Source organism: Methylosinus sp. R-45379, from assembly GCF_001644125.1.
In the GTDB taxonomy this organism is placed as follows: Bacteria; Pseudomonadota; Alphaproteobacteria; order Rhizobiales; family Beijerinckiaceae; genus Methylosinus.
Window position 1 is genome coordinate 1 of the sequence record NZ_LUUM01000299.1, and the last position, 21,837, is coordinate 21,837.

General features: G+C 66.2%; 18 protein-coding genes. 8 read left to right on the forward strand and 10 right to left on the reverse strand.

What is annotated here, in order from left to right; genetic code table 11:
- Window positions 1-49: 49 nt before the first annotated feature.
- The gene (locus A1351_RS21570; RefSeq protein ID WP_064033885.1) at window positions 50-1,543 is read right to left on the reverse strand and encodes an FAD-linked oxidase C-terminal domain-containing protein; all 1,494 of its coding nucleotides are present in this window, start codon (window positions 1,541-1,543) and stop codon (window positions 50-52) included.
- A 151-nt stretch (window positions 1,544-1,694) separates the two neighbouring features.
- Here A1351_RS21570 and A1351_RS21575 point away from each other — a divergent pair, with 151 nt between their 5' ends.
- Window positions 1,695-2,108, forward strand: a complete 414-nt coding sequence (locus tag A1351_RS21575; protein ID WP_026599099.1) for a heme-binding protein — start codon at window positions 1,695-1,697, stop codon at window positions 2,106-2,108.
- 52 nt (window positions 2,109-2,160) lie between these two features.
- Here A1351_RS21575 and A1351_RS26035 read toward each other — a convergent pair whose 3' ends face one another.
- Window positions 2,161-2,499: a DUF3572 domain-containing protein gene (locus A1351_RS26035; protein WP_024880680.1), complete on the reverse strand. Its 339-nt coding sequence runs from the start codon at window positions 2,497-2,499 to the stop codon at window positions 2,161-2,163.
- Window positions 2,500-2,646: 147 nt separating this feature from the next.
- Here A1351_RS26035 and A1351_RS21585 point away from each other — a divergent pair, with 147 nt between their 5' ends.
- Together A1351_RS21585 and A1351_RS21590 are read left to right on the forward strand one after the other, a co-directional pair.
- Window positions 2,647-3,018, forward strand: a complete 372-nt coding sequence (locus tag A1351_RS21585; protein ID WP_024880681.1) for a response regulator — start codon at window positions 2,647-2,649, stop codon at window positions 3,016-3,018.
- Window positions 3,019-3,031: 13 nt separating this feature from the next.
- Window positions 3,032-4,402 carry a PleD family two-component system response regulator gene (locus A1351_RS21590; protein ID WP_024880682.1) on the forward strand — a complete coding sequence of 457 codons (1,371 nt, stop codon included), beginning with the start codon at window positions 3,032-3,034 and terminating at the stop codon, window positions 4,400-4,402.
- 358 nt (window positions 4,403-4,760) lie between these two features.
- On the opposite strand, the gene A1351_RS21595 is transcribed toward A1351_RS21590, so the two are convergent.
- The 3 genes from A1351_RS21595 to clpB all read right to left on the reverse strand — a co-directional run bounded on the left by A1351_RS21595 (window position 4,761) and on the right by clpB (window position 8,706).
- Window positions 4,761-5,123 carry a hypothetical protein gene (locus tag A1351_RS21595; RefSeq protein ID WP_064033886.1) on the reverse strand — a complete coding sequence of 121 codons (363 nt, stop codon included), beginning with the start codon at window positions 5,121-5,123 and terminating at the stop codon, window positions 4,761-4,763.
- Window positions 5,124-5,263: 140 nt separating this feature from the next.
- Window positions 5,264-5,875: a glutathione S-transferase family protein gene (locus tag A1351_RS21600; RefSeq protein ID WP_018266325.1), complete on the reverse strand. Its 612-nt coding sequence runs from the start codon at window positions 5,873-5,875 to the stop codon at window positions 5,264-5,266.
- Window positions 5,876-6,090: 215 nt separating this feature from the next.
- Window positions 6,091-8,706, reverse strand: coding sequence for an ATP-dependent chaperone ClpB (gene clpB, locus A1351_RS21605; protein ID WP_064033887.1), 2,616 nt, complete (start codon window positions 8,704-8,706; stop codon window positions 6,091-6,093).
- Window positions 8,707-8,950: 244 nt separating this feature from the next.
- Between clpB and A1351_RS21610 the strand changes: the two genes are divergently transcribed.
- Entirely contained in the window at window positions 8,951-10,270 is a 1,320-nt protein-coding gene (locus tag A1351_RS21610; protein ID WP_371441516.1) for a hemolysin family protein, read from the forward strand.
- A 21-nt stretch (window positions 10,271-10,291) separates the two neighbouring features.
- On the opposite strand, the gene A1351_RS21615 is transcribed toward A1351_RS21610, so the two are convergent.
- The 3 genes from A1351_RS21615 to htpG form a co-directional block, all read right to left on the reverse strand.
- A complete protein-coding gene (locus A1351_RS21615) occupies window positions 10,292-11,251 on the reverse strand; it encodes a DUF4167 domain-containing protein (protein ID WP_026599104.1) in 960 nt (319 codons plus the stop codon).
- A 720-nt stretch (window positions 11,252-11,971) separates the two neighbouring features.
- Window positions 11,972-12,847 (reverse strand): peptide chain release factor N(5)-glutamine methyltransferase, encoded by an 876-nt coding sequence (prmC, locus tag A1351_RS21625; protein ID WP_064033889.1) that lies wholly within the window; start codon window positions 12,845-12,847, stop codon window positions 11,972-11,974.
- Between the two features lie 9 nt (window positions 12,848-12,856).
- Window positions 12,857-14,824 (reverse strand): molecular chaperone HtpG, encoded by a 1,968-nt coding sequence (htpG, locus tag A1351_RS21630; RefSeq protein ID WP_083967450.1) that lies wholly within the window; start codon window positions 14,822-14,824, stop codon window positions 12,857-12,859.
- A 519-nt stretch (window positions 14,825-15,343) separates the two neighbouring features.
- Between htpG and A1351_RS21635 the strand changes: the two genes are divergently transcribed.
- Window positions 15,344-15,757: a DUF2794 domain-containing protein gene (locus A1351_RS21635; protein WP_026599107.1), complete on the forward strand. Its 414-nt coding sequence runs from the start codon at window positions 15,344-15,346 to the stop codon at window positions 15,755-15,757.
- 82 nt (window positions 15,758-15,839) lie between these two features.
- Here the strand turns inward: A1351_RS21635 and A1351_RS21640 are convergent, their stop codons facing one another.
- Window positions 15,840-16,613 (reverse strand): Bax inhibitor-1/YccA family protein, encoded by a 774-nt coding sequence (locus A1351_RS21640; protein ID WP_024880689.1) that lies wholly within the window; start codon window positions 16,611-16,613, stop codon window positions 15,840-15,842.
- Between the two features lie 372 nt (window positions 16,614-16,985).
- On the opposite strand from A1351_RS21640, the gene A1351_RS21645 reads away from it, so the two are divergent.
- Complete coding sequence (locus tag A1351_RS21645; RefSeq protein ID WP_245267357.1) at window positions 16,986-17,639, forward strand: hypothetical protein; 654 nt, start codon at window positions 16,986-16,988, stop codon at window positions 17,637-17,639.
- Between the two features lie 33 nt (window positions 17,640-17,672).
- Here the strand turns inward: A1351_RS21645 and A1351_RS21650 are convergent, their stop codons facing one another.
- Entirely contained in the window at window positions 17,673-18,542 is an 870-nt protein-coding gene (locus A1351_RS21650; protein ID WP_083967449.1) for a lytic transglycosylase domain-containing protein, read from the reverse strand.
- A 325-nt stretch (window positions 18,543-18,867) separates the two neighbouring features.
- On the opposite strand from A1351_RS21650, the gene A1351_RS21655 reads away from it, so the two are divergent.
- The gene (locus A1351_RS21655; RefSeq protein ID WP_064033891.1) at window positions 18,868-20,406 is read left to right on the forward strand and encodes a YifB family Mg chelatase-like AAA ATPase; all 1,539 of its coding nucleotides are present in this window, start codon (window positions 18,868-18,870) and stop codon (window positions 20,404-20,406) included.
- A gap of 73 nt (window positions 20,407-20,479) precedes the next feature.
- Window positions 20,480-21,837, forward strand: a 1,358-nt coding sequence (locus A1351_RS21660) for an ATP-binding protein (protein ID WP_064033892.1), incomplete at its 3' end; no start/stop codon positions are given.

Below are 21,837 nucleotides of genomic sequence, written 5' to 3' on the forward strand. Positions count from 1 at the left end.
GCGGGAGAAGGAAGCGCGCACATAGATCGTTGGAAAACGGCCGGCGTCATCAAAACCTCGGCAGCTCTGGGAACGGCAGCTTGCCGCCCTGCACATGCATCATGCCGAGTTCGGCGCAGCGATGCAGTGTCGGAAACACTTTTCCCGGGTTCAGCCTATGCTGCGGATCGAAGGCGCATTTCACGCGCTGCTGTTGCTCCAGATCGGTCTCGTCGAACATCTCGCCCATCAGATCGCGCTTTTCGACGCCGACGCCATGCTCGCCGGTCAGCACGCCGCCGACCTCGACGCAAAGACGCAAAATATCGGCGCCCAGCTTTTCGGCCCGTTCGATATCGCCCTCCTTGGAGGCGTCATAGAGAATGAGCGGATGCAGATTGCCGTCGCCGGCGTGGAACACATTGGCGACGCGCAGCCCATGAAATTTCGCCAGCGCGTCCATGCGCGTCAGCACCTCCGGCAGGCGGCCGCGCGGGATCGTGCCGTCCATGCAGAGATAATCCGGGCCGATGCAGCTCACCGCCGGAAAGGCGTTCTTGCGCCCCGCCCAGAAGCGCAGCCGCTCGGCCTCGCTCTGCGAGGCGCGCGTCTCTGTCGCGCCCTCGGCGCGGGCGATCTCCTCCACCACGGCGACGAGATGGTCGACCTCGGCCGGCGTGCCGTCCAATTCGACGATGACGATCGCGCCGGCGTCCAGCGGATAGCCGCAGGGCTGGAAATTTTCGACAGCGCCAATGGTGGCGGCGTCCATCATCTCGAGCCCGCCCGGAATAATGCCATGCGCGATAATGGCGCCGACGCAGCGCGCGCCGGCCTCCACAGTCGGAAAAGCGAGCAGCAGGCCGCGGGCGGATACGGGCTTTTGCAGCAGCCGCACCGTCACTTCCGTCACCACGCCGAGCAGACCTTCGGAGCCCGTCATCAGCCCCATGAGATCATAGAGCTCGCTGTCCAGATGCTTGCCGCCGAGGCGCAGCACCTCGCCGCCCATCAGCACCATCTCGAGGCCGAGTATGTTGTTGGTGGTGAGGCCATATTTGAGGCAATGCACGCCGCCGGCGTTCTCGCCGACATTGCCGCCTATGGTGCAGGCGATCTGTGAGGAGGGATCGGGCGCATAATAGAAGCCCGCAAATTCGACCGCTTTCGAGATGGCGAGATTTTGCACGCCGGGCTGCACGCGCGCGCAGCGATTCTCGAAATCCACCTCCAATATGCGGTTGAACTTGGCCATTCCGAGCAGAATGCCGTCCTCGAGCGGCAGCGCGCCGCCGGAGAGCGAGGTGCCGGCGCCGCGCGGCACCACTTTCACATTCATCTCCTGCGCCAGCGCCATGATCGCGCTCACCTGCGCCACCGTCTCCGGCAGCGCCACGACCAGCGGCAAAGCGCGATACATGACCAGCGCGTCGCATTCATAGGCGCGGCGCGCGGTCTCGTCCGCAATGACATTGGCGGCGGGCAGAATGGCGCGCAGGCGCGCGAGAAGCTCCTCGCGGCGCGCCATTATCGCCTGCTCGGGTAGCGGCATGAGGAGGGACATGCGGTCTCACTGACAATGCCGAAACTGTGGCTCGGCGCTGCAGCCGGCTTGCGCGCGCCGGCCGTTTCGTGCTCGTAACCTCCCTATTCGAGCGGGCGCCGGCGCGCAAGCCCGCCGCTCGCCGCGGCCGCGAAGGTGAGGACCCGTAACGATGAAAACCAGATTTGCGCTCACTCTCGCCGACGCTCGGCGCGTCGCCGCCGCGGCGGAGGCCGAAGCGGTGAGGAATGACTGGAGCGTCGTCGTCGCCATCGTCGACGAGGGCGGGCATCTCGTGCTCTTGCAGCGTCTGGACGGCACGCAGACGGCCTCCGCCGAGATCGCGACGCAGAAAGCGCGCACAGCGGCTTTGTTCAAGCGTCCGAGCAAGGCGCTCGAGGACATCGTCGCCGGCGGACGCGTCGCCATGCTCAGCCTGCCCGGGATCACGGCCGTGGAAGGCGGACTGCCGCTCGTCTATCGCGGCGATATTGTGGGAGCGATCGGCGTCTCTGGCGTGCAATCCTTCCAGGACGGAATCATCGCGAAAGCGGGGGCGGATAGCCTGGATGATGGGCAATCATGACGAAAAACGGCGGCGATTCGGCGCTTCGACTTTGTTGCGCCGCTTTCGCGCCTCAATCCATTATGGGACCGGATAGCGCCGCCAGCGCCGCGACGACGCTCTCGGGCGAAATATTTTCTCCGCTGGCGAAATCGATGAGCAGCGGCTCGTCGCCGCAAATATGCGCGAGCAGAGCGATCTGAAAGCCTTCCTCGCCCATCAGCGCGCGAATATCGCCAGGATCGACGCCGGTGAGCGCCAGAAAACGACCCATGCGATCATCATCCGCAGCCAGAAAGACCAATGATCGCAAGGCTATAGATCGCGCATCCGATTTCGATGGCGCAGCCGCCCGCTTTTCGCCACCGAGACGGTGTCTAGTCTTTTCGATTTTCATTTCATCAATCTTCATCTGCTAACCCGAAGGCGAGATCGTCTTCGAATGCACCGGCTTTCGATTTCGAGACGAGACGGAACCTTCCGCCGCCGCCTTCGGGAACGAGACGCCAATGGGCGCGAGCCGCGCCGAAACGAGAGCAGAATCGCGAGAGCGGAGCCAATGCCCAAAACCGTCCTCATCGTAGAGGATAACGAGCTCAACATGAAGCTCTTCAACGATCTCCTCGAGGCCAATGGGCATTCGACGCTGCAGACCAAGAGCGGCGTCGAGGCGATCGCGCTGGCGCGCAGCCACTCGCCCGACCTCATATTGATGGACATTCAGCTGCCGGAGATCTCGGGTCTCGAGGTCACGCGCTGGCTCAAGGACGACGAGCAGCTGCGCTCCATCCCCATCATCGCGATCACCGCCTTCGCGATGAAGGGGGACGAGGAGAAAATTCGCCAGGGCGGCTGCGAGGCCTATCTCTCGAAGCCGATCTCCGTGGCCCGCTTTCTGGAAACCGTGAACGCATTTTTGGCGGACAGGTGAGAGGCCGAGCGTCATGACCGCACGCATTCTGATCGTCGACGATCTTCTGCCCAATATCAAATTGCTCGAGGCGCGTCTGACGGCCGAATATTTCGACGTCCTCTCGACGACCAACGGGCCAGAGGCGATCGCGCTCTGCCGCGAGGAACGTTGCGACATCGTGCTGCTGGATGTGATGATGCCGGGCATGGATGGCTTCGAGGTGTGCAGGCGCCTGAAGGCCGACCCCATCACCGCGCATATTCCGGTCGTGATGGTCACGGCGCTCGATCAGCCGGCCGACCGGCTGCGCGGCCTCGAGGCCGGCGCCGACGATTTCCTCACCAAGCCCGTCGACGAGATCGCCCTCATCGCGCGCGTTCGGTCGCTCGCCCGCCTCAAGGTGATGCTCGACGAATTGCGCGCCCGCGCAGACACTTCCGCCAGCCTCGGCCTCGGCGACAAGGGCGCGCGCGCAATGGCCGACGCCGGCAAGAACGGCCGCATTCTCGTGCTCGAGGATCGCGGCGGCTCGGCCGAGCGAATCACCATGGCGCTGCGCGATCAGCATGAGGTGACGATTGTCTCCGATCCGCAGGACGCGCTGTTCCGCGCCGCGGAAGGGAATTTCGACCTCATCGCCGTCAGCCTCGACCTCAAGGGATTCGACGCGCTGCGCTTCTGTAGCCAGATTCGCTCGCTCGAGCGCACGCGCGCGCTGCCCATTCTCGTCATGGCCGATATGGACGATCGCAGCCGCATATTGCGCGGCCTCGATCTCGGCGTGAACGACTACATCGTGCGGCCGGTCGATCGCAACGAGCTGGTCGCCCGCGTGCGCAGCCAGCTGCGCCGCAAGCGCTACGCCGATAGCCTGCGTTCCGATCTGCAGGCCGCCATTGAGCTCGCCGCCGTCGATTCGCTGACCGGCCTCAACAACAGGCGCTATCTCGAGACGCATCTCGCCGCTCTGCTCGATCAGTCCGCGCACAAAGGCCGCGCGCTGACGCTGATGATGCTCGACATCGACCATTTCAAAGCGGTCAACGACACCCATGGCCATGACGCCGGCGACGAGGTGCTGAAGCATTTCGCGCAGCGCATGCGTCGCGTGGTGCGCAGCGCCGATCTCATCTGCCGGCTCGGCGGCGAGGAATTCGTCATCGTGATGCCGGACACGCCGCTGGTCGTCGCCGCCAAAGTGGCGGAGCGCGTGCGCGCCGCCATACAGTCCGAGCCCTTCTGCATCGATCGCAACGGCGGCGCCATTCCCGTCACCACCTCGATCGGCATCGCCGAGCGCGGCAAGGACGCCAACGCCGAGGCGCTGCTGCGGCGCGCCGACAAGGCGCTCTATGAGTCGAAGAGCGGCGGCCGCAATCGCGTCACCGCCGCCGCGGCCTGACTTCCCGCTCCCCCGCCAAAAAAAGACCCGCCCGAGACCATCGTCATCGGGCGGGGTTGAAAGTTGGGAGCCCCACTCGGAGGAGAGCTTCCGAGTGAAGAGGAGAGGCGCGCGCCATTCTAGAGGCGCTGCGCCGATGGGATCGCCTGATGAGCCAGCGAGCCCACGCGTTCGAGACGCGCGATCGCTCAGCGAGACACAGGCGGAAATTCATCGATTGAAGGACGGGTAAGAGCCGATCGCTCTCTAAACCCGCTTTCAGGCGTCGCGATCGGCGGCGAGAAGCGCTTCGATCGTCAGACGCGGCCTGTTCCCGGCTCGGGGACGGCGAAATGCGCCCCCCGATGTCACAATGGGATCAGGCGAGGGCGGCGGGTGGAGCGCGTGGCGAGAGGGGCCGCAATTCCGGCGGCGCAGCGGCGGCCACGGCCGTCCGATCGTCGAAGATCGGGGGAGAGGCCGCGGGGAAGTCGAAAGCGAGGACGATGAGCACCGCATCGGAGCCATCGACCTCGGCCGCCGAGCTGCAATGGAGCATGCAGCAAGGGCCGACATGCTTCTCGACAGGCGCGGTGTCGGAGGAGGGAGAACCCGGCTGAGCGGTGACGCAGACGACGCCGAAAGCGCCGTCCTGGGCCATGGCCCCAGTGGCGAAGCCGACCGCCACGATCTGCAGCAGAAGGACAGCAGCCGCCAGCATGCCGACGACGGCTCTCTCCATTCTGAAGATCTTGCGAGTCTCGACTTGCACGGGCCGCCTTCTCCGAGCTGCGAGCCTCAACGCTAGGGGAGCGGCGGCGAAGGGTCAAGGCGCCCGCCGAGGCTCTCCTGCGGCAAGTTGTCGCGTGGAAAAGCAAAAGCTCAGCGATAGCCTTCCTCGGCCAGCACCTGCCGCACAGTGGGACGCGTCTTCATCAGCTCGTAATGCGCGCGGCAATTGACCGGCAGTTCCATGCCGATCTTGTCGGCCCAGAACTCCACATAGAACAGGCCGGCGTCGGCGATGGAGAAAGCGCCCGCCGCATAGTTCTTGCCGTCGAGCTCGCCGCTCACTTTCAGCAGCGCCTCGGCGACGATCTCACGACCTTGCGCCTTCACCGCCTCTATGTCGCCCGCGACGGCGTAGCGCTCCGGCGTGAAGACACGGCGGAAGCCCTCGCCGTGAATGTAGCGCGTCGCGAAATTCAGCACTTCCATCGCCCGCTCCTTGCCGGCGAGATCCTCGGGCAGCAGCTTGCGGCGCGGATAGGTCTCGGCGAGCCATGTCGCGATCGAGACAAAATCGCAGAGCGCCGTGCCGTCGTCGCGCACCAGCGTCGGAATCGTGCCATGCGGATTAATGGCGAGATATTCGGGCTTGAGATGATCGCCCCGCGGCAGATTGAGGATATAAGCCTCGAAGACGAGGCCGATCTCCTCGAGCAGAATGTGAATTCCGGTCGAGCAGGACCCCGGCGTCATATAGAATTTCATTGCGCGCCTCCGGCTCGCGAGAAGCAAGTTGCGCGCCGAAGGACCCTCATCCGTCGCGCCTTCGCGCGACACCTTCTCCCACGAGTGGGAGAAGGAGACCGCCCCTTTTTGAAAGACGACAGGAATTTAAAGACGCGGCGCGTCCTTCTCCCGCTTGCGGGAGAAGGCAGCCTCGCGAAGCGAGGTCGGATGAGGGCGCATGCCGCGCCCCCATCTCACGCCGCCTTTTCGGCCCCGAAGCTCCGCCGTCCGATCGGCCGTCCATCCAGCGTCAGCCCCTGGCTGTCGGTGGAGACCCACACGGTGGAGCCGTCGACGATCTCGCCGCCGAGCAGCGCCTCGGCGAGCGGGTCCTGCAGCTCCTTCTGGATCACGCGCTTCAGCGGACGCGCGCCATAGGCGGGGTCGTAGCCCTTGGCGGCGAGCAGCGCCCGCGCCTTCTCGTCGAGCTTCAGCGTGATCTTGCGATCGTCCAGCAGCTTTTGCAGCCGCAGGATCTGAATATCGACGATCGCGCCTATATCCTCGCGCCGCAGGCGGTGGAACAGGACGATCTCATCGACGCGGTTCAAGAACTCTGGCCTAAAATGCGCGCGCACCACCTGCATCACCTCGGCATGCACGGCGGAGGAATCCTCGCCCTCCTGCTGCATCACCAGGAATTCGGAGCCGAGATTCGACGTCATGATGATGAGCGTGTTCTTGAAATCGACGGTGCGGCCTTGGCCGTCGGTGAGACGGCCATCGTCCAGCACCTGCAGCAGGACGTTGAACACATCCGGATGCGCCTTCTCGATCTCGTCGAACAGCACGACCTGATAGGGCCGACGCCGCACCGCCTCGGTGAGCGCCCCGCCCTCCTCATAGCCGACATAGCCGGGAGGCGCGCCGATGAGGCGCGCGACCGAATGCTTCTCCATATATTCCGACATGTCGAGACGCACCAAAGCGGTCTCGTCGTCGAAGAGAAAATTGGCGAGCGCCTTGGTCAGCTCCGTCTTGCCGACGCCGGTCGGCCCCAAGAAGATGAAGGAGCCGATCGGACGGTTGGGGTCCTGCAGTCCGGCGCGGGCGCGGCGCACGGCGGTGGAGACGGCGGCGACCGCCTCCCTCTGCCCGACGACGCGGCGCGCCAGCTCGTCTTCCATATGCAGCAGCTTCTCGCGCTCGCCCTCGAGCATCTTATCGACCGGAATTCCAGTCCAGCGCGAGACGACCTGCGCGACATGCTCGGGCGTCACCTCCTCCTCGAGCATTTTCTGCGCGCCTTCCTTCTCGCTCGAGGCGAGCTTGCGCTCGAGATCGGGGATCAGGCCATAGGCGAGCTCGCCGGCGCGCTGAAACTCGCCGCGGCGCTGCGCCTGCGCCAGCTCGTTGCGGGCGTTCTCGAGCTGCTCCTTCAATTTCTGGGCGACGCCGAGCTTGTCCTTCTCGGACTTCCAGCGCTGCGTGAGCGCCGATGATTTCTCTGTCAGCTCGGCGAGCTCGGTCTCCAATTTGGCGAGACGATCTTTCGAGGCCGGATCGGTCTCCTTGCGCAGAGCCTCCTGCTCTATGCGCAGCTGAATGATGCGCCGGTCGAGCTCGTCCAATTCCTCGGGCTTGGAGTCGATCTGCATGCGCAGGCGCGAGCCCGCCTCATCGACGAGATCGATCGCCTTGTCCGGCAGAAAACGATCGGAGATGTAACGATTGGAGAGCGTCGCCGCCGCCACGATCGCAGCGTCGGTGATACGCACGCCATGGTGCATCTCGTATTTTTCTTTCAGCCCGCGCAGAATGGAGATGGTGTCCTCCACGGTCGGCTCGTCGACGAACACCGGCTGGAAGCGCCGCGCCAGCGCCGCGTCTTTCTCCACATGCTTGCGATATTCGTCGAGCGTGGTCGCGCCGACGCAATGCAGCTCGCCGCGCGCCAATGCGGGCTTCAGCAGATTGGAGGCGTCCATCGCGCCATCCGCCTTGCCGGCGCCGACCAGCGTGTGCATCTCGTCGATGAACAATATGATCCCGCCCTGCGCGGCGGTGATCTCGTTCAGCACGGCTTTCAAGCGCTCCTCGAACTCGCCGCGATATTTCGCGCCGGCGATCAGCGAGCCCATGTCGAGCGCGAGCAGCTTCTTGTCCTGCAGCGATTCGGGCACGTCGCCATTGACGATGCGCAGCGCCAGCCCCTCGATGATCGCCGTCTTGCCGACGCCGGGCTCGCCGATCAGCACGGGATTATTCTTGGTACGGCGCGACAGCACCTGAATCGTGCGGCGAATTTCCTCGTCACGGCCGATCACCGGATCGAGCTTGCCTTCCCGCGCGGCCTCGGTGAGATCGCGCGCATATTTCTTCAACGAATCATAGGCGCTCTCGGCCGAGGCGGAATCGGCGGTGCGGCCCTTGCGCAAATCTTCGATCGCCGAATTGAGCGTCTGCGGCGTCACGCCGGCCTCGCTCAAAATGCGCGCTGCGTCGGTTCCCTTCTCGAGCGCGATGGCGAGCAGCAATCGCTCGACGGTGACGTAGGAATCGCTGGCCTTTTGCGCGAGCTTCTCCGCATTGTCGAAGAGCCGCGCGGTGGCCTGATTGAGCGAAGGCTGTCCGGCGCCGCCGCCGGAGACTTTCGGCAGCTTGGCGAGCGCGGCTTCCGTCTTGGCGAGCGCCTCTCGCGAGCGACCGCCGGCGCGATCGATGAGTCCGGCGGACAGGCCCTGCTCATCGTCGAGCAGCACTTTCAAAACATGCTCGGGCGTGAGCTGCGGATTGCCCTCACGCGTCGCGAGCGACAGCGCGGCCTGCACGAAGCCCTGCGCGCGCGTCGTGTATTTGTCGAAATTCATGGAAACCCTCCGGTCTCGAGACGCCACGCAAAGCGGCGCGCCTCGTCCCTATATGGCGTGAAAACGGCCCCTTGCGGCGACCTTCACGGCCGATATGGGAAAGACCCTCGCGCTCGAAAAGAGGGTGCGACGACTGGAGCGCGAGGATTCCCGCTCGAACAGCGAGGGCGAAGCGGCGTTTTTGCGCTCACGCGATCATTGCCGACCCGAAAGGGGGGACTCGCGGGACGGCGACGGCGCGGCTATGCTCGCATCTATGCCTTACTTGGAAATTGCCGTCGTCATCGCCTTGACCATGGTCAATGGCGCGCTCGCGATGGCGGAGCTCGCCGTCGTATCGGCGCGCCCTGCGCGCCTCAGAGCGTCGGCGGAGCGCGGGGTTCCCGGCGCGCGCGCCGCCCTCGACCTCGCTTCCGATCCTGGAAAATTTCTCTCCGCCGTTCAAATCGGCATCACGCTGATCGGCGTGCTGTCCGGCGCCTTCTCCGGCGCAACTCTCGGCGCGCGGCTCTCCGAATGGATCGCGTCACAAGGCCTGTCTCCGGCCATGTCGGAGACGCTCGGCGTCGGTGTCGTCGTCGCGGCGATAACCTATGTGTCGCTGATCGTCGGGGAGCTCGTGCCCAAGCAGATCGCCCTGCGCGACCCCGAACGGATCGCCGCAGCCGTCGCTCCGGTCATGAGCGTGCTGGCTCGGCTCGCCGCGCCGCTCGTCTTCCTTCTCGATCTCTCTGGACGCGCGCTTCTGCGCGCGCTCGGCCATGGCGCGGCGGGCGCGCATCTCGTTTCGGACGAGGAGATCAGGGCGCTCGTGGCCGAGGCCGAGACGGCCGGCGTTCTGGAGCCGGGCGAGCGCGCGATGATCGCCGGCGTCATGCGTCTCGGCGATCGCCCGGTTCGCGGCGTGATGACGCCGCGCGGCGAGGTCGACATGATCGATCTCGACGATTCGCCGGAGACGATCCGTGCGGCGATCATCGCCAGCGTCCATTCACGGTTGCCAGCCTATCGCGGCAAGACCGAGAACATGCTCGGCGTCCTGCAGGCGAAGGACCTGCTCGACTCCTATCTGCGTGGCGAGAGCCCGCAGCCGAGCGATTTCGTGCGCCAGGCTCCGATCGTCCCGACCTCCGCTGACGCGCTGGACGTGGTCGAGATGATCAAGCGCGCCTCCGTCCATGTCGCGCTGGTCTTCGACGAATATGGCCACTTCCAGGGGATCGTGACCGACGCCGACATTCTGGAGGCGATCGCCGGCGGATTCGGGACGGCGGACGGCCCGCCCGAGCCTCACGCCGTGCAGCGCGACGACGGCTCATGGCTCATCTGCGGCGGCATGCCGGCCGACGAGATGCTGGAGCTTCTCTCTATGCCTGCGTCCGAGGACAGGAGCTATCAGACGGCCGCCGGCTTCGTTCTGGCGCATGCCGGCCATCTGCCGGAGATCGGCGAGAGCTTCGACGCGCATGGCTGGCGCTTCGAAGTTCTCGACAAGGACGGCCGGCGGATCGACAAAATTCTCGCCCAGCGAGCGCTGCGCGGGCAAAGACGCGCGGCGCTCTGACGGAGCGCCGCGGCGTCACGCTCAATCGGCGAGCGGCAGCTCGCCCGTCCGCGGCGTCTCGTCGGCGACATTGCCGTTCGCCTCCTCGCCCTGCGCGCGAGTGCGGCGGCGGCGGCGCTGGTTCAGATGAAAGCCGGCGGCGGCTTCCTCATGCTCGCGAACGACAGCGCGCTCGGAACGTGCGAAAGCCTCGCCCTCCTCCGGGCCGGCGGCGCGAATCGGCGCGGTGATGAAGGACGGCAGAGCGGCGGCGGGCGCCTCCTCCTGCGCGGCGGGCTGCACGCGCGGCGGGAAACGACGCTCGCGATTGCGCTCGAAATTCGGGCGATGCGGACGCTCGCCGCCGCCTTCGGCGCTCTGCTCGCCGCCATTGTTGCGGTCGCGACGATCGCGGAAGCCGCCACGATCTTGTCCCCCACGATCTTGTCCCCCGCGATCTTGGCGCGGCTGGCGCTCGTAGCGCGGCTGCTCATTGCTGGGACGCTCGCCGATCGGGCGCTCCTCATAGGGCTGCGGTTGCGGCTGCGGCGCGAATTGCGGCTGTGGCGTCGGCTGCGCATAAGGCGCGGACGCATAGGGCTGCTGCGGCGGCGGCTGATAGCCGGCGGTCTGCGGCAGGCGCTCGGACAGCGGCGCGAAACGATCCGAGATGCCGCTGAAATCGTCATCATCGTCGACATCGGCGTCCGACGCCTCGAAGGGACGGCCGCCATAGCCGCCCTGCGCCTGCTGTTGCGCGGATTGAGCTGCGGCGATCAGGCGGAAATAATGCTCGGCGTGCTGGAGCAGGCTCTCGGCCATGATGGTGTCGCCGGAGGATTGCGCGTCTCGGGCGAGCTGAAGATATTTCTCGGCGACATGCTGAGCAGTCCCGCGGATTTTGACGTCGGGACCGTTCGACTCGTAGGAACGCGTGAGGGGATTGGGTCCTTTACGGCCGCCATTACGGCCGCGGATGCGTTTATTCTGTCCTGGTCTCATCGAATATCCCCAAGAAGGTCCTTACGCTTTGCCGGCTCGGCGTGTCGTGCTTCGGCAGAACGCGCCGAAAGGGACGAACGCTCGAAACTGCGTCAGAGGCGGAAGCCGGGCGCGGCCATTGCCGCAAGAGCCCGATCCAACGGAGCGGCTCCGCTCGACCTCGAGCGGCGCATCTGTCCGTTCTGTCGCTTGCGCGATCCCGGCATGGATCGCGCGGCCGGCGCGGCGTTCTGGTGGAACGGCCTGCGCCGAATTCTCAATTTTACTCGAGCGCGCTTCGCCCGAGCGCCTCGCTCCGAGCCGATCCCGCATCACGCGGCCTCGAGTGGCGGCGTCGAAGCGTTCGGCTCGCGGCGAGCGAGTTGCGTGTCTCACGCCGTCTTCGCGGTCATAGCCAGATCACGAAACCGTCGCTCACGCTCGATTGCTCGAACACATTAGTGTCGCGCCGAACACCCGACCATGCAGTCTTCTCGCATCGTCTTGTCTGGTTCGAACGGCGGCGCCGGACTCCGGCCTCTGCGGCGCGGGATGCGCGCCATCGGCTAAATTTCGGGGACCGGCCGTATTCCCCCTCATCCGCGCTCGGCGTCGCTCACGACGTTCAGCGTCTTTTCGCGAGCGACTATAGTCCACCGGGGAAGCCTCGCCAAGGGCGCGAACGTTCCGTCGCTCACATAAATAGGGGGTGTAGCCAATTTGTCACGACTTGCGGATGCGTCAGCTGTGGCGGCGCGCCGCGACGGCGCGCTCGCGTCCGCCCGCGTCCTTGCGAATTCCGGCCGGCTCGAGGCCTTTCTCCGCCATCAGCGCGGCGACGCTGCGCGCCTGCCCGTCTCCCGCCTCGAGCACTGCGACGCCCTGCGCCGCCAGCAGACGCGGCAGATCGTCGATGATCTCGCGATAGCAGGCGAGGCCATCGGCGCCGCCGTCGAGCGCGAGGCGCGGATCATAAAGACGCACCTCCGGCTCGAGCGCTTCCAATTCGCCGCTTTCTATATAGGGCGGGTTGGAGACGATGAGATCGAAACGCGCGCCGAGCGCATCGGCCCAGCGGCCGCGCAGCAATGAGGCGCGATTCGCAAAGCCGCAGCGCGAGAGATTGAGCGCGGCGGCTTCGCAAGCCTCCGTGGAAAGATCGACGCCGATCGCCCGCGCTGAGGGAAATTCGGCGAGCAAAGCGCAGAGAATCGCGCCCGAGCCGACGCCGAGCTCGAGAATCAGCAATGGCTCGCGGCGCCGCTCGCGCATAAGCTCGAGCGAAAGCTCGATCAGCGTTTCCGTGTCCGGGCGCGGATCGAGCACATGCGGCGCGACGACGAGATCCTGCGTCCAAAAGCCGCGCATGCCGATAATGCGCGACACGGGCTCGCGCGCCGCGCGGCGCCGTGCGGAATCGCGCAAGGTCGCGAGCGCCGCTTCGCCCAGCTTCGCCATGGGCTCGAGCAGCAGCTCCGCCGCGCCGAAGCCGCCGGCGGCGAACAGCAACGCGCGCGCATCGCCGCGCGCATCCTCGATTCCGCTGCGCTCGAGAAAGGCCGCGACCTCCTCGAGCGCCGCGGCGCGGCGCGCATCCTCGAGCGCGGGAGCGATCATGCGGCCGCGTCAGCCTTTGGCGAGCAGAGCGGCGACGCGCTTGGCGAAAGCGGCGGCGTCGATCGGCGCCTCGCCATCGGCGATGCGCGCCGTATCGAGCAGCAGCCAGAGGCCATCCTCGGCGCCGGCGCGATCGGCCTTGGCCTTTTGCGCGAGCGCCAGCACCGCCTCATGGCCGGGATTGATCTCGAGCACCGGCTTGCCGAAGGCGCCCTTATTGCCGCTCTCCTGCAGCATGCGCGCGAGCTGCAGATCGAAGCCGTGATCGGCGGCGATGAGACAGGCGGGACTTTCGCGCAGGCGCGTCGAGACTCGCACATCGTCGATATGCTCGGCGAGCGCCTCCTTCAGCACGGCGGTGAGCAGCGCGACATCGGCGCTCGCCTCGGCGGGCGGCGTCTCGGAGCCTTCCGGCGCCGGCACGGCGTCTATGTCGGCGGCGCCCTGCGTCACCGATTTGAACGGCTTGCCGTCATAGCCGACGGCGCTCGTCACCCAGAAGGCGTCGACCGGATCGTCCAGCAGCAGAACGTCTATACCCTTGGCGCGATAGCCCTCGAGCTGCGGGCTGGAGGCGAGCCGCTTCTTGTCGTCGCCGGTGATGTAATAGATCGCCGTCTGATTGGGCCGTAGATTTTCGACATAATCCTTCAGGCTGCGCCCGCCATCCTGATGCTGCGACGTCGAGAATCGCGCAATGGCGAAAATCTCGTCGCGGCGCACCGGGTCGTCGTGCAGGCCCTCCTTGATGACGGCGCCGAAATTCTTCCACACGGCGGCGAATTTCTCGGCGTCATTCGCGGCGAGATCGGCGAGCTCCTTGAGCACGCGCGTGCCGATCGCCTTGCGGATGGCGCCGATGATCGGATTGTTCTGCACCATCTCGCGCGAGACATTGAGCGGCAGATCGGCGCTGTCGACGACGATGCGCATGAAACGCAGCCAGGGCGGCAGAATATCGGCCTCGCGCGAGATCAGCACGCGCCGCACATAGAGCTTGGAGCGGCTCGCGCGCTTGGGGTCGAAGAGATCATAGGGCCGCGAGCCGGGCACGAAGGCGAGCACCGTATATTCGGTACGCCCTTCCGCGCGCCAATGAATGGTGAGCGCCGGCTCGTCGAACTGGCCGGAAATCTGCTGATAGAAATCCTTATAGTCCTGCTCGCTGATTTCCGATTTCGGCCGCGTCCACAGCGCAACGCCGTCGGTGAGGCGACGCGGCTCCTTGCCCTTCTCCTCGACGAGATCGATCGGTATGGCGATGGCGCCCGAATGCTCGCGCAAAATTTGCTCGATGCGATAGGGCTCGAGGAACTCGTCCGATTCCGCATTGAGATGCAGCGTGACGCGCGTGCCGACGGCGGGCGCGTCCTCCGCGGCCAGCGGCGCGATCTGGAACGAGCCCTTGCCTTCCGACGTCCACAAAAATGCTTCCGCAGCGCCCGCGCGGCGGGTCGCCACCTCTATGTGATCGGCGACCATGAAGGCCGAATAGAAGCCGATGCCGAAGCGCCCGATCAGCGAGCCGCCTTTGTCGGCGCCGCCCTTGGCCTCGAGATCATCGAGAAAGGCGCGGGTGCCGGAGCTGGCGATGGTGCCGAGCGCGGCGACGAGATCCTCGCGCGACATGCCGACGCCATTGTCGGCGACGGTCAGCGTGCGCGCCTCCTTATCGAGCGCGATGGTGACGAGCGGCGCGCCGGCCTGCGCCGCCAGCCCCTCGTTCGCCACCGCCTCGAAGCGCAGCTTCTCGATCGCATCGGCCGAATTGGACACGAGCTCGCGCAAGAAAATTTCGCGCTCCGAATAGACGGAATGCGTCATGAGCTCCAGGAGCCGCGCGACATCGGCCTGGAAGCCGTAATCGCTGCGCTCGGCTGCGTCGATCGTCTGTGTTTCGGCGTGGTCGGTCACGGGCTCGTCTCCGCTTTTTCTGTCGGCTCCGCCGCGCGCGTCGCTTTCCGCAAATGGAAGCATGGCCGACGGCGCGCTGGCTCTGGCCGGGATATAGAGATCGTCATTGATCGGCAATGGCGTCCGTCGAGCCGCCTCGAGCGAAACGCGAGAGTGATATCGGGGATCGTCCACGAAGTTGCAAGACGGCCGCCATGGGTCGCGCGACTCGATCGCGCGAGACTCGATCGCGCGAGACTTGCGAGAGCGTGGAAAGAAGAGGCGCGTGGTGGAGAAGCCCGAAACAAGACGGGCCGCCCGAGCGTCGCCCGGCCGGCCCGTCCATCGCCACGAACTCATGTGCTCGAAAAGCGCCCTTCCGGGGGGCTGGGGGGCTGACGAAATCCGGAAAAACGGCTTCCCGAGCGTGTCGAGGCAATGGGCTAGATATTGGTCGGCTCCTTTGGCGGACAAGGGGCTCGATATTGGCGAAAATGTGAAATCTCGGCCAGGCGCGCGAGGCCCATCGTCGTCTCATTGTCATCTTTGTCTTGCCCTCGCGCATTTGCCGCGCGATCATGCCCAAGAAATGAGGAAAGCGGCATGAGCGAGACGGAGACGACCGATCCCAGCCGGCGGCGCGGCCTGCTCTCTGTCGTGGCAGGCCGCGCGACGAATGATGCGGACCGGGCCAGGGCCGCGCCCGAGCGCAGCGCTCCGCTCGTGTCCTTCGATCGGCGTGAGCTGCGACTGCTGCTCGATCTCTATGGCGCCAAGGTCGCCGCCGGCGAATGGCGCGATTACGCCATCGATTTCTCGCCCGCCAAGGCGGTGTTCTCGGTCTTTCGCCGCGCCAGCGAGGCGCCGCTCTATCGCATCGAGAAAAATCCCGAGCTGGCGCGCCGTCAGGGCGCCTATTGCGTCGTCGCCGCCGGCGGCCTCGTCATGCGCCGCGGCCATGATCTCTCGCGCGTCGTCGCAGTGCTGCAAAAGAAGCTGGAATTGGTGCGCGACTGAGCGAATTGGCGCGCGCCCGGCAAAAGAAAAGGCCCCGCCGGAGCGGGGCCTTCCTTTATCCCGGATCGGATCGATCGTCCGATCAGTCGTTGCGCTCGCCGAAGAGATAGAGCAGCGACTGGAACATGTTGATGAAGTCGAGATAGAGCGACAGAGCGCCGAAGATACTCTGCTTCTGCACCATCTCCTGGCCATAGCCGGCGTTCTGATAATAGCCGTCCTTGATCGACTGCGTGTCCCAGGCGGTGAGGCCCGCGAAGATGAACACCGACAGGATCGACAAGGCGAACTGCATCGCGCTGCTCTGGAAGAACAGATTGACGAGGCTCGCGAGCACGAGGCCCCACAGGCCCATCACCAGGAAGGAACCGAAGGCAGAGAGATCGCGCTTCGTCATATAGCCATAGAGGCTGAGGCCGCCGAAGGCCGCCGCGGTGATGAAGAACACCTTGGCGATCGACGCGCCCGTGAAGACGATCATGATCGACGACAATGACAAGCCCATCACCGCCGAGAAGGCGAGGAACAGGTTGCGAGCCGTCGCCGCGGAGACGCGGTCGGCGCGATAGCCCAGGAAGAACACGAAGGCCAGCGGCGCCAGCATCACCACCCATTTCAGCGGGCTGGTGTAGAGCATCTGACCGAAAGGCGTGAGCGCGATCTGCCGCCCGCCTTCCTTGGCCACGGCGAGCATATGCGTGCCGAGCGCGACGACGCCGGTGACGCCGAGACCCAGGACCATATAATTATAGACGCCGAGCATATAGGCGCGCAGGCCCTGGTCGATCTCGGCCGTGCCGGCTCTGGAGACCCCGCCCCGGTAGCCGAAGCTCGTGTTGCGGTCGAAATTGGACATAGCATCCTCTCGAAAAAGGCCGCGCGGCCCGGTCTATCCGGCCAATCGGCGCGGTCCTCGCCGTCGAATATGGCGTGCGGCCCGCGGAAAAACAAGAGTCCGCGGGCGCAATGCGGCAAAGTTCACGCCATGCCGAGCAAAACGCAAGCAAAAGGCGCAGTATAGGACTCGCGACGGGCCGCAATTCTATGCCGGGAGGCGGACAAAAGCCGAGCCCGTTCACGCTCTTGCCGCTCCGTGAGAATGCGCTAACATGCCGCATTGTCGCAGGCGGCGAGCGACCGGGTCGGCCGAACCGGCTCTCGCTTCGTCGTCGGAGCGAAGGCGCCCACGGAACGAGGCCCGCAACACATGATCCATGGGGGAATCATCATGTCCGACAGCGGTCTTGCCCCGTTCTGGCGGTCGATCGATGGGTTTCTGCGTCCTGCGACTCGTTCCGCGCCGCCCGTTCTTCTCGTCCTTCTGCTGACGCTTCTCGGCGCCGCGGCCCCCGCCTCGGCCCATGGCCGGCTCGGCTCCGCGGAGGGGCGGTGCCGGCTGTTCATCGGGCCGGACATTATGAACTTCACCGGCTATCTGCCGGACGCCTCCAAGAATGAGTTCTGCGAGGATATTCCCGCGACCGGCCACACGATCATCGCGCTCGACGCCGAGCAGGACGAGCTGCGCGACATGGCGGTGGAGATCAGAATCGTCAGGGATATCGGCAGCGAGGAGAAAGAGAACGCCGACCTAGACGCTGTGACCGTCGCCTATCGCGGTCCGCGAACCTATCCGACCGGCACGATCAATTTCGAGCACGACTTTCCCGACGCGGGCTATTTCGTCGGCATAGTGACCGTGACCGGCGACCATGGCGAGCGCTGGGTGTCGCGCTTCCCCTTCTCCGTGGGCAAGAGCTTCATGCGCACCCTGCCCCTCTATCTGCTCATGGGCGTCGGCGTCATCGCCATGTTCTTCATCTATCTACGGCACCGGCCGATCCATTCGCTGAAGACGGCCGACGCCGAGCCGGCGGAGTAAGCCCTCCGCAGACCATGCCGAAAAGCGGCCGCCTCATCGCGGAGCGTCTATTCCTGATGAGCGCGTGTCGCTCGCGCCTTTGATCTTATCGGCGAGCAGGGCGATGGTCTTGGAATAGACTTTCGCCTTGTTCCACTCGAGCAGCGCCGGAAAATTCGGATCGCCCTCGTCCCAGCCGGCGCCCGGCTTCCAGCCGTAGCCATGCAGAAAATTGGCGGTGGAGGCGAGCACATCCGCCGTGTTGTGAACGAGATCGCGCTTGCCGTCGCCGTCGAAATCCACCGCGAATTTCAGATAGGACGACGGCATGAACTGCGTCTGGCCGATCTCGCCCGCCCAGGCCCCGCGCATTTGCGCGGGATCGAGATCGCCGCGCTCGACGATGCGCAGCGCGTCCAGCAGCTCGGCGCGGAACTTGTCGGCGCGACGGCAATCATAGGCGAGCGTCGCCAGCGCGCGAATCGTCGAGAAATCGCCGAGATAGGAGCCGAAATCCGTCTCCAGCCCCCAGATCGCGACAATGACCGGCCCCGGCACGCCATATTTCTGCTCGATGCGCTTGAACAGCGCCGCATGCTTCTGCAGCAGCGCGCGTCCCTTGCTCACGCGGAAGGAATTGGCCATGCGCGCCGAGAATTGCTCGAATGTCTGGCGGAACACTTTCTGCCCGCGATCATGCGAGATCACCGAGCGGTCGTAATAGACGTCGCGGAGCGACGAATCGATCGCCGCCTTGGAAATTCCGGCCGCGGCGGCTTCCTTCTCGAAGCTGCTGAGCCAGGCCTCGAATCCCTCGCCATTGCGTCCGCATTCGGCCGCTTGCGCCTTCGGCGCGCCGAAGCCGATCGCCAGCGCCAAAGCCGCGGCGCCGAGCGCCCTCGTCATCCGTTTGTTCTGAGACATATCGCCGACCCCATCTCTCGGGCGAAGCCCTTTGCGCTCTCGAGGGCGATATCCCCCGGCGCGAATTTCTGATCGATCGAACGGCCCCGTCCGATCGGAAAGCGCTCTTAGCTCACGAGAGCGCGGCCGCACGATGGCGACGCTTCCGCGAGAGCTGAAATTGCCGATCCTCAAAACCGGCCTCAGACTAGCTCTCGCCGGTTAGCGGCCGGTTGCCGAAGCATGGCCAATTTTCGTTCTCATATTGTTCTTGCGGAGGCGAAATCGCGCGTCTACTATGGCGGCGTTTGCGTCAGAGCGATATCGGGGTCTCGGAGCTTTCGTCATGGTGGTCAGAGTCGCGACGGTCGCCTTCGAGGGCATAGAGGCCAAGCCCGTCGACGTCCAAGTGCAGATCGCCAGCGGCAATGTGGTGTTCACGCTGGTCGGCCTCGCCGACAAGGCGGTCGCCGAATCGCGGGAGCGTGTGCGGGCGGCGCTCGTGGCCTCCGGCCTCGCCCTGCCGGCCAAGCGCATCACCGTCAATCTCGCGCCGGCCGACATGCCCAAGGAGGGCAGCCATTACGATCTGCCCATTGCGCTCGGCGTGATGGCGGCGATCGGCGCCATCCCCTCGGATGCGCTGGACGGCTTCACCGTGCTCGGCGAATTGGGGCTCGACGGGGCGATCGCGCCGGTCGCCGGCGTTCTGCCCGCTGCGGTCGCCGCCAACATGCGCGGCCATGGGCTCATCTGCCCGCGCCAATGCGGGCCGGAGGCGGCCTGGGCGTCGAGCGACATGGAGGTGATCGCGCCACGCTCGCTGATCCAGCTCGTCAATCATCTCAAAGGCGTGCAGGCGCTCTCGCGGCCGGAGCCGGCTGTGCGCGCGGCGGCGACGGCGCTGCCGGACCTCTCCGACATAAAGGGCCAGGAGAGCGCCAAGCGAGCGCTGGAGATCGCCGCGGCCGGCGGCCATAATCTCCTGATGAACGGCCCGCCCGGCGCCGGCAAATCCATGCTGGCGGCGCGGCTCCCCTCCATTCTGCCGCCGCTGTCGCCGCGCGAGCTTCTGGAAGTCTCGATGATCCACTCCGTCGCGGGCGAGATCGCCGGCGGCGAGCTCACCGATCGGCGCCCGTTTCGCGCGCCGCATCATTCCGCCTCCATGCCGGCGCTGGTCGGCGGCGGCTCCCATGCGCGTCCGGGCGAGATCTCGCTCGCCCATAATGGCGTGCTGTTCCTCGACGAGCTGCCGGAGTTCCAGGCGCAGGCGCTCGATGGCCTGCGCCAGCCGCTAGAGACCGGTGAGGTCGCCGTGTCCCGCGCCAATCATCGCGCCGTCTATCCGGCCCGCTTCCAGCTCGTCGCGGCGATGAACCCCTGCCGCTGCGGCCATGCGCTGGAGCCGGGCTTCGCCTGCCGCCGCCAGCCCAATGAGCGCTGCATCGCCCAATATCAGGCGCGGCTCTCAGGCCCGCTGATCGACCGTTTCGACCTCAGGATCGAGGTTCCGGCGGTCTCGGCGGCCGATCTCGTGCTGCCGCCGCCGGCCGAAGGCTCGGCCGAGGTGGCGGCGCGCGTCGCCGCGGCGCGCGAACGCCAAAGCCGACGCTATGCGGCTCTCGGCCTTCCCGGCTCCACCACCAACGCCAGCGCGCCGGCCAGCGCGATCGAAAAAGCCGCCGCGCTCGACGCCTCCGGAACGGCGCTGATTCGCGAGGCGGCCGAGCGCCTCGGCCTCTCGGCGCGCGGCTTCCATCGCGCGCTGAAGCTCGCTCGCACCATCGCCGATCTCGACGGCTCGGACGCCATAGCGCGCCGCCATCTCGCCGAAGCTCTCGCCTATCGCGGCGGCTCCGCCGGAGCCCGCGTCGCCGCCTGAGCCCAATTCATACTTTTCTGTGGATTGCCGTGAAATAATTGCATCTTCGTCGAATGGCTCTGGACCATCCCGCATGCCCGCTGTTCCTCCTTGCGTTTTTGTCGTTCTCGCTTTTTTCGCCGCTCTCGCGCCGGGCGTCTGGCTATGGCTCGTGCGCGCGCGCCGGGCGCGCCGCCGCCGCGCGGTCGAGACAGAGCTAGAAGGATTGCGCGACGAAATCTGGGAGCTGCGCGCCGCCGCCGCCGCGCGCGACCGCGCCGAGGCGGCAAGCCAGGCCAAATCGCGCTTTCTCGCCACGGTGAGCCATGAGATTCGCACGCCGCTCAATGGCGTGCTCGGCCTCGCGCAATTGCTCGCGGCGACGCGGCTCGACGCCGAGCAGGCGAGCTATGTCGAGGCGATCGCCGCCTCCGGCCGCTCGCTCGCCCAGCTCATCGACGATATTCTGGACTTCTCGAAGATCGAGGCCGGCAAGATCGAGCTTTCGGTCGAGCCCTTCGCGCTTGCGCCGCTCGTCGAGGGCGTCGTCGAGCTGCTGGCGCCGCGCGCCCAGGCCAAGCATCTCGAGATCGCGAGCTATATCGCGCCGGACGCGCCGGAGATCGTCGCCGGCGACGCCGCGCGCGTGCGCCAGGTGCTGGTCAATCTCGCCGGCAATGCGGTGAACTTCACCGCGAGCGGCGGCGTCGGCCTGCGTGTCGAGCGGGACGCCAAAGGCGCGCTGCTGTTTCGCGTCGCCGACACGGGGCCGGGCGTCGCGCCGGCGGCCCGCGAGATCATCTTCGAGGAGTTCGAGCAAGGCGACGGCTCGTCGACGCGGCGCCATGGCGGCACCGGCCTCGGCCTCGCCATCTCGCGCCATCTCGCCGCGCTGATGGGCGGCCGGCTGGAGATAGAGGAGGCGGCGGGCGCCGGCGCGATCTTCGCCTTCACCCTGCCGCGCGGGCCGCATGCCCTCTTCGACGACCGCACGCGTGAGCGCAAGCGGCCGCTCGCCGGCTCGAGCGTTCTGATCGTCTCGCCGACGATCTTCGAAGGGCCGTTCATGGCCGAGATCCTGCGCGGGGCCGGCGCGCAGACCGAGATCGCGCGGGAGGAGACGCATGGCGCGCGCCGTCTGGACGGCGAGCCGGATGGCCGTTTCGACGCCGTCATCGTCGATTGCGCCTTCGGCGAGGAGGCGACCGAGCGTCTCGCCGACGAGGCGCGCCGCGCCGGCGCCGGCCGCGTGTTCCTGATGTTCTCGCCCATGGAGCGACGCGCCTTCGGCGAGGCGGCGCTGCGCCATTTCGACGGCTGGCTGGTGAAGCCGGTGCGCGCCGCCTCGCTGGTCGAGCGCCTGTCCGCCGCCCCGCCGCCGACGCGCAACGACGAGGATTTCGTCGCGCCCGAGCGCACGCTCGCCGGCCGGCGCGTGCTCGTCGTCGAGGA

Coding starts and splice junctions, on each gene's coding strand:
- A1351_RS21570 (WP_064033885.1), bottom strand. CDS start 1,543: ATGTCCCTCCTCATGCCGCTACCCGAGCAGGCGATAATGGCGCGCCGC.
- A1351_RS21575 (WP_026599099.1), top strand. CDS start 1,695: ATGAAAACCAGATTTGCGCTCACTCTCGCCGACGCTCGGCGCGTCGCC.
- A1351_RS26035 (WP_024880680.1), bottom strand. CDS start 2,499: ATGAAGATTGATGAAATGAAAATCGAAAAGACTAGACACCGTCTCGGT.
- A1351_RS21585 (WP_024880681.1), top strand. CDS start 2,647: ATGCCCAAAACCGTCCTCATCGTAGAGGATAACGAGCTCAACATGAAG.
- A1351_RS21590 (WP_024880682.1), top strand. CDS start 3,032: ATGACCGCACGCATTCTGATCGTCGACGATCTTCTGCCCAATATCAAA.
- A1351_RS21595 (WP_064033886.1), bottom strand. CDS start 5,123: ATGGAGAGAGCCGTCGTCGGCATGCTGGCGGCTGCTGTCCTTCTGCTG.
- A1351_RS21600 (WP_018266325.1), bottom strand. CDS start 5,875: ATGAAATTCTATATGACGCCGGGGTCCTGCTCGACCGGAATTCACATT.
- clpB (WP_064033887.1), bottom strand. CDS start 8,706: ATGAATTTCGACAAATACACGACGCGCGCGCAGGGCTTCGTGCAGGCC.
- A1351_RS21610 (WP_371441516.1), top strand. CDS start 8,951: ATGCTCGCATCTATGCCTTACTTGGAAATTGCCGTCGTCATCGCCTTG.
- A1351_RS21615 (WP_026599104.1), bottom strand. CDS start 11,251: ATGAGACCAGGACAGAATAAACGCATCCGCGGCCGTAATGGCGGCCGT.
- prmC (WP_064033889.1), bottom strand. CDS start 12,847: ATGATCGCTCCCGCGCTCGAGGATGCGCGCCGCGCCGCGGCGCTCGAG.
- htpG (WP_083967450.1), bottom strand. CDS start 14,824: ATGCTTCCATTTGCGGAAAGCGACGCGCGCGGCGGAGCCGACAGAAAA.
- A1351_RS21635 (WP_026599107.1), top strand. CDS start 15,344: ATGAGCGAGACGGAGACGACCGATCCCAGCCGGCGGCGCGGCCTGCTC.
- A1351_RS21640 (WP_024880689.1), bottom strand. CDS start 16,613: ATGTCCAATTTCGACCGCAACACGAGCTTCGGCTACCGGGGCGGGGTC.
- A1351_RS21645 (WP_245267357.1), top strand. CDS start 16,986: ATGTCCGACAGCGGTCTTGCCCCGTTCTGGCGGTCGATCGATGGGTTT.
- A1351_RS21650 (WP_083967449.1), bottom strand. CDS start 18,542: ATGTCTCAGAACAAACGGATGACGAGGGCGCTCGGCGCCGCGGCTTTG.
- A1351_RS21655 (WP_064033891.1), top strand. CDS start 18,868: ATGGTGGTCAGAGTCGCGACGGTCGCCTTCGAGGGCATAGAGGCCAAG.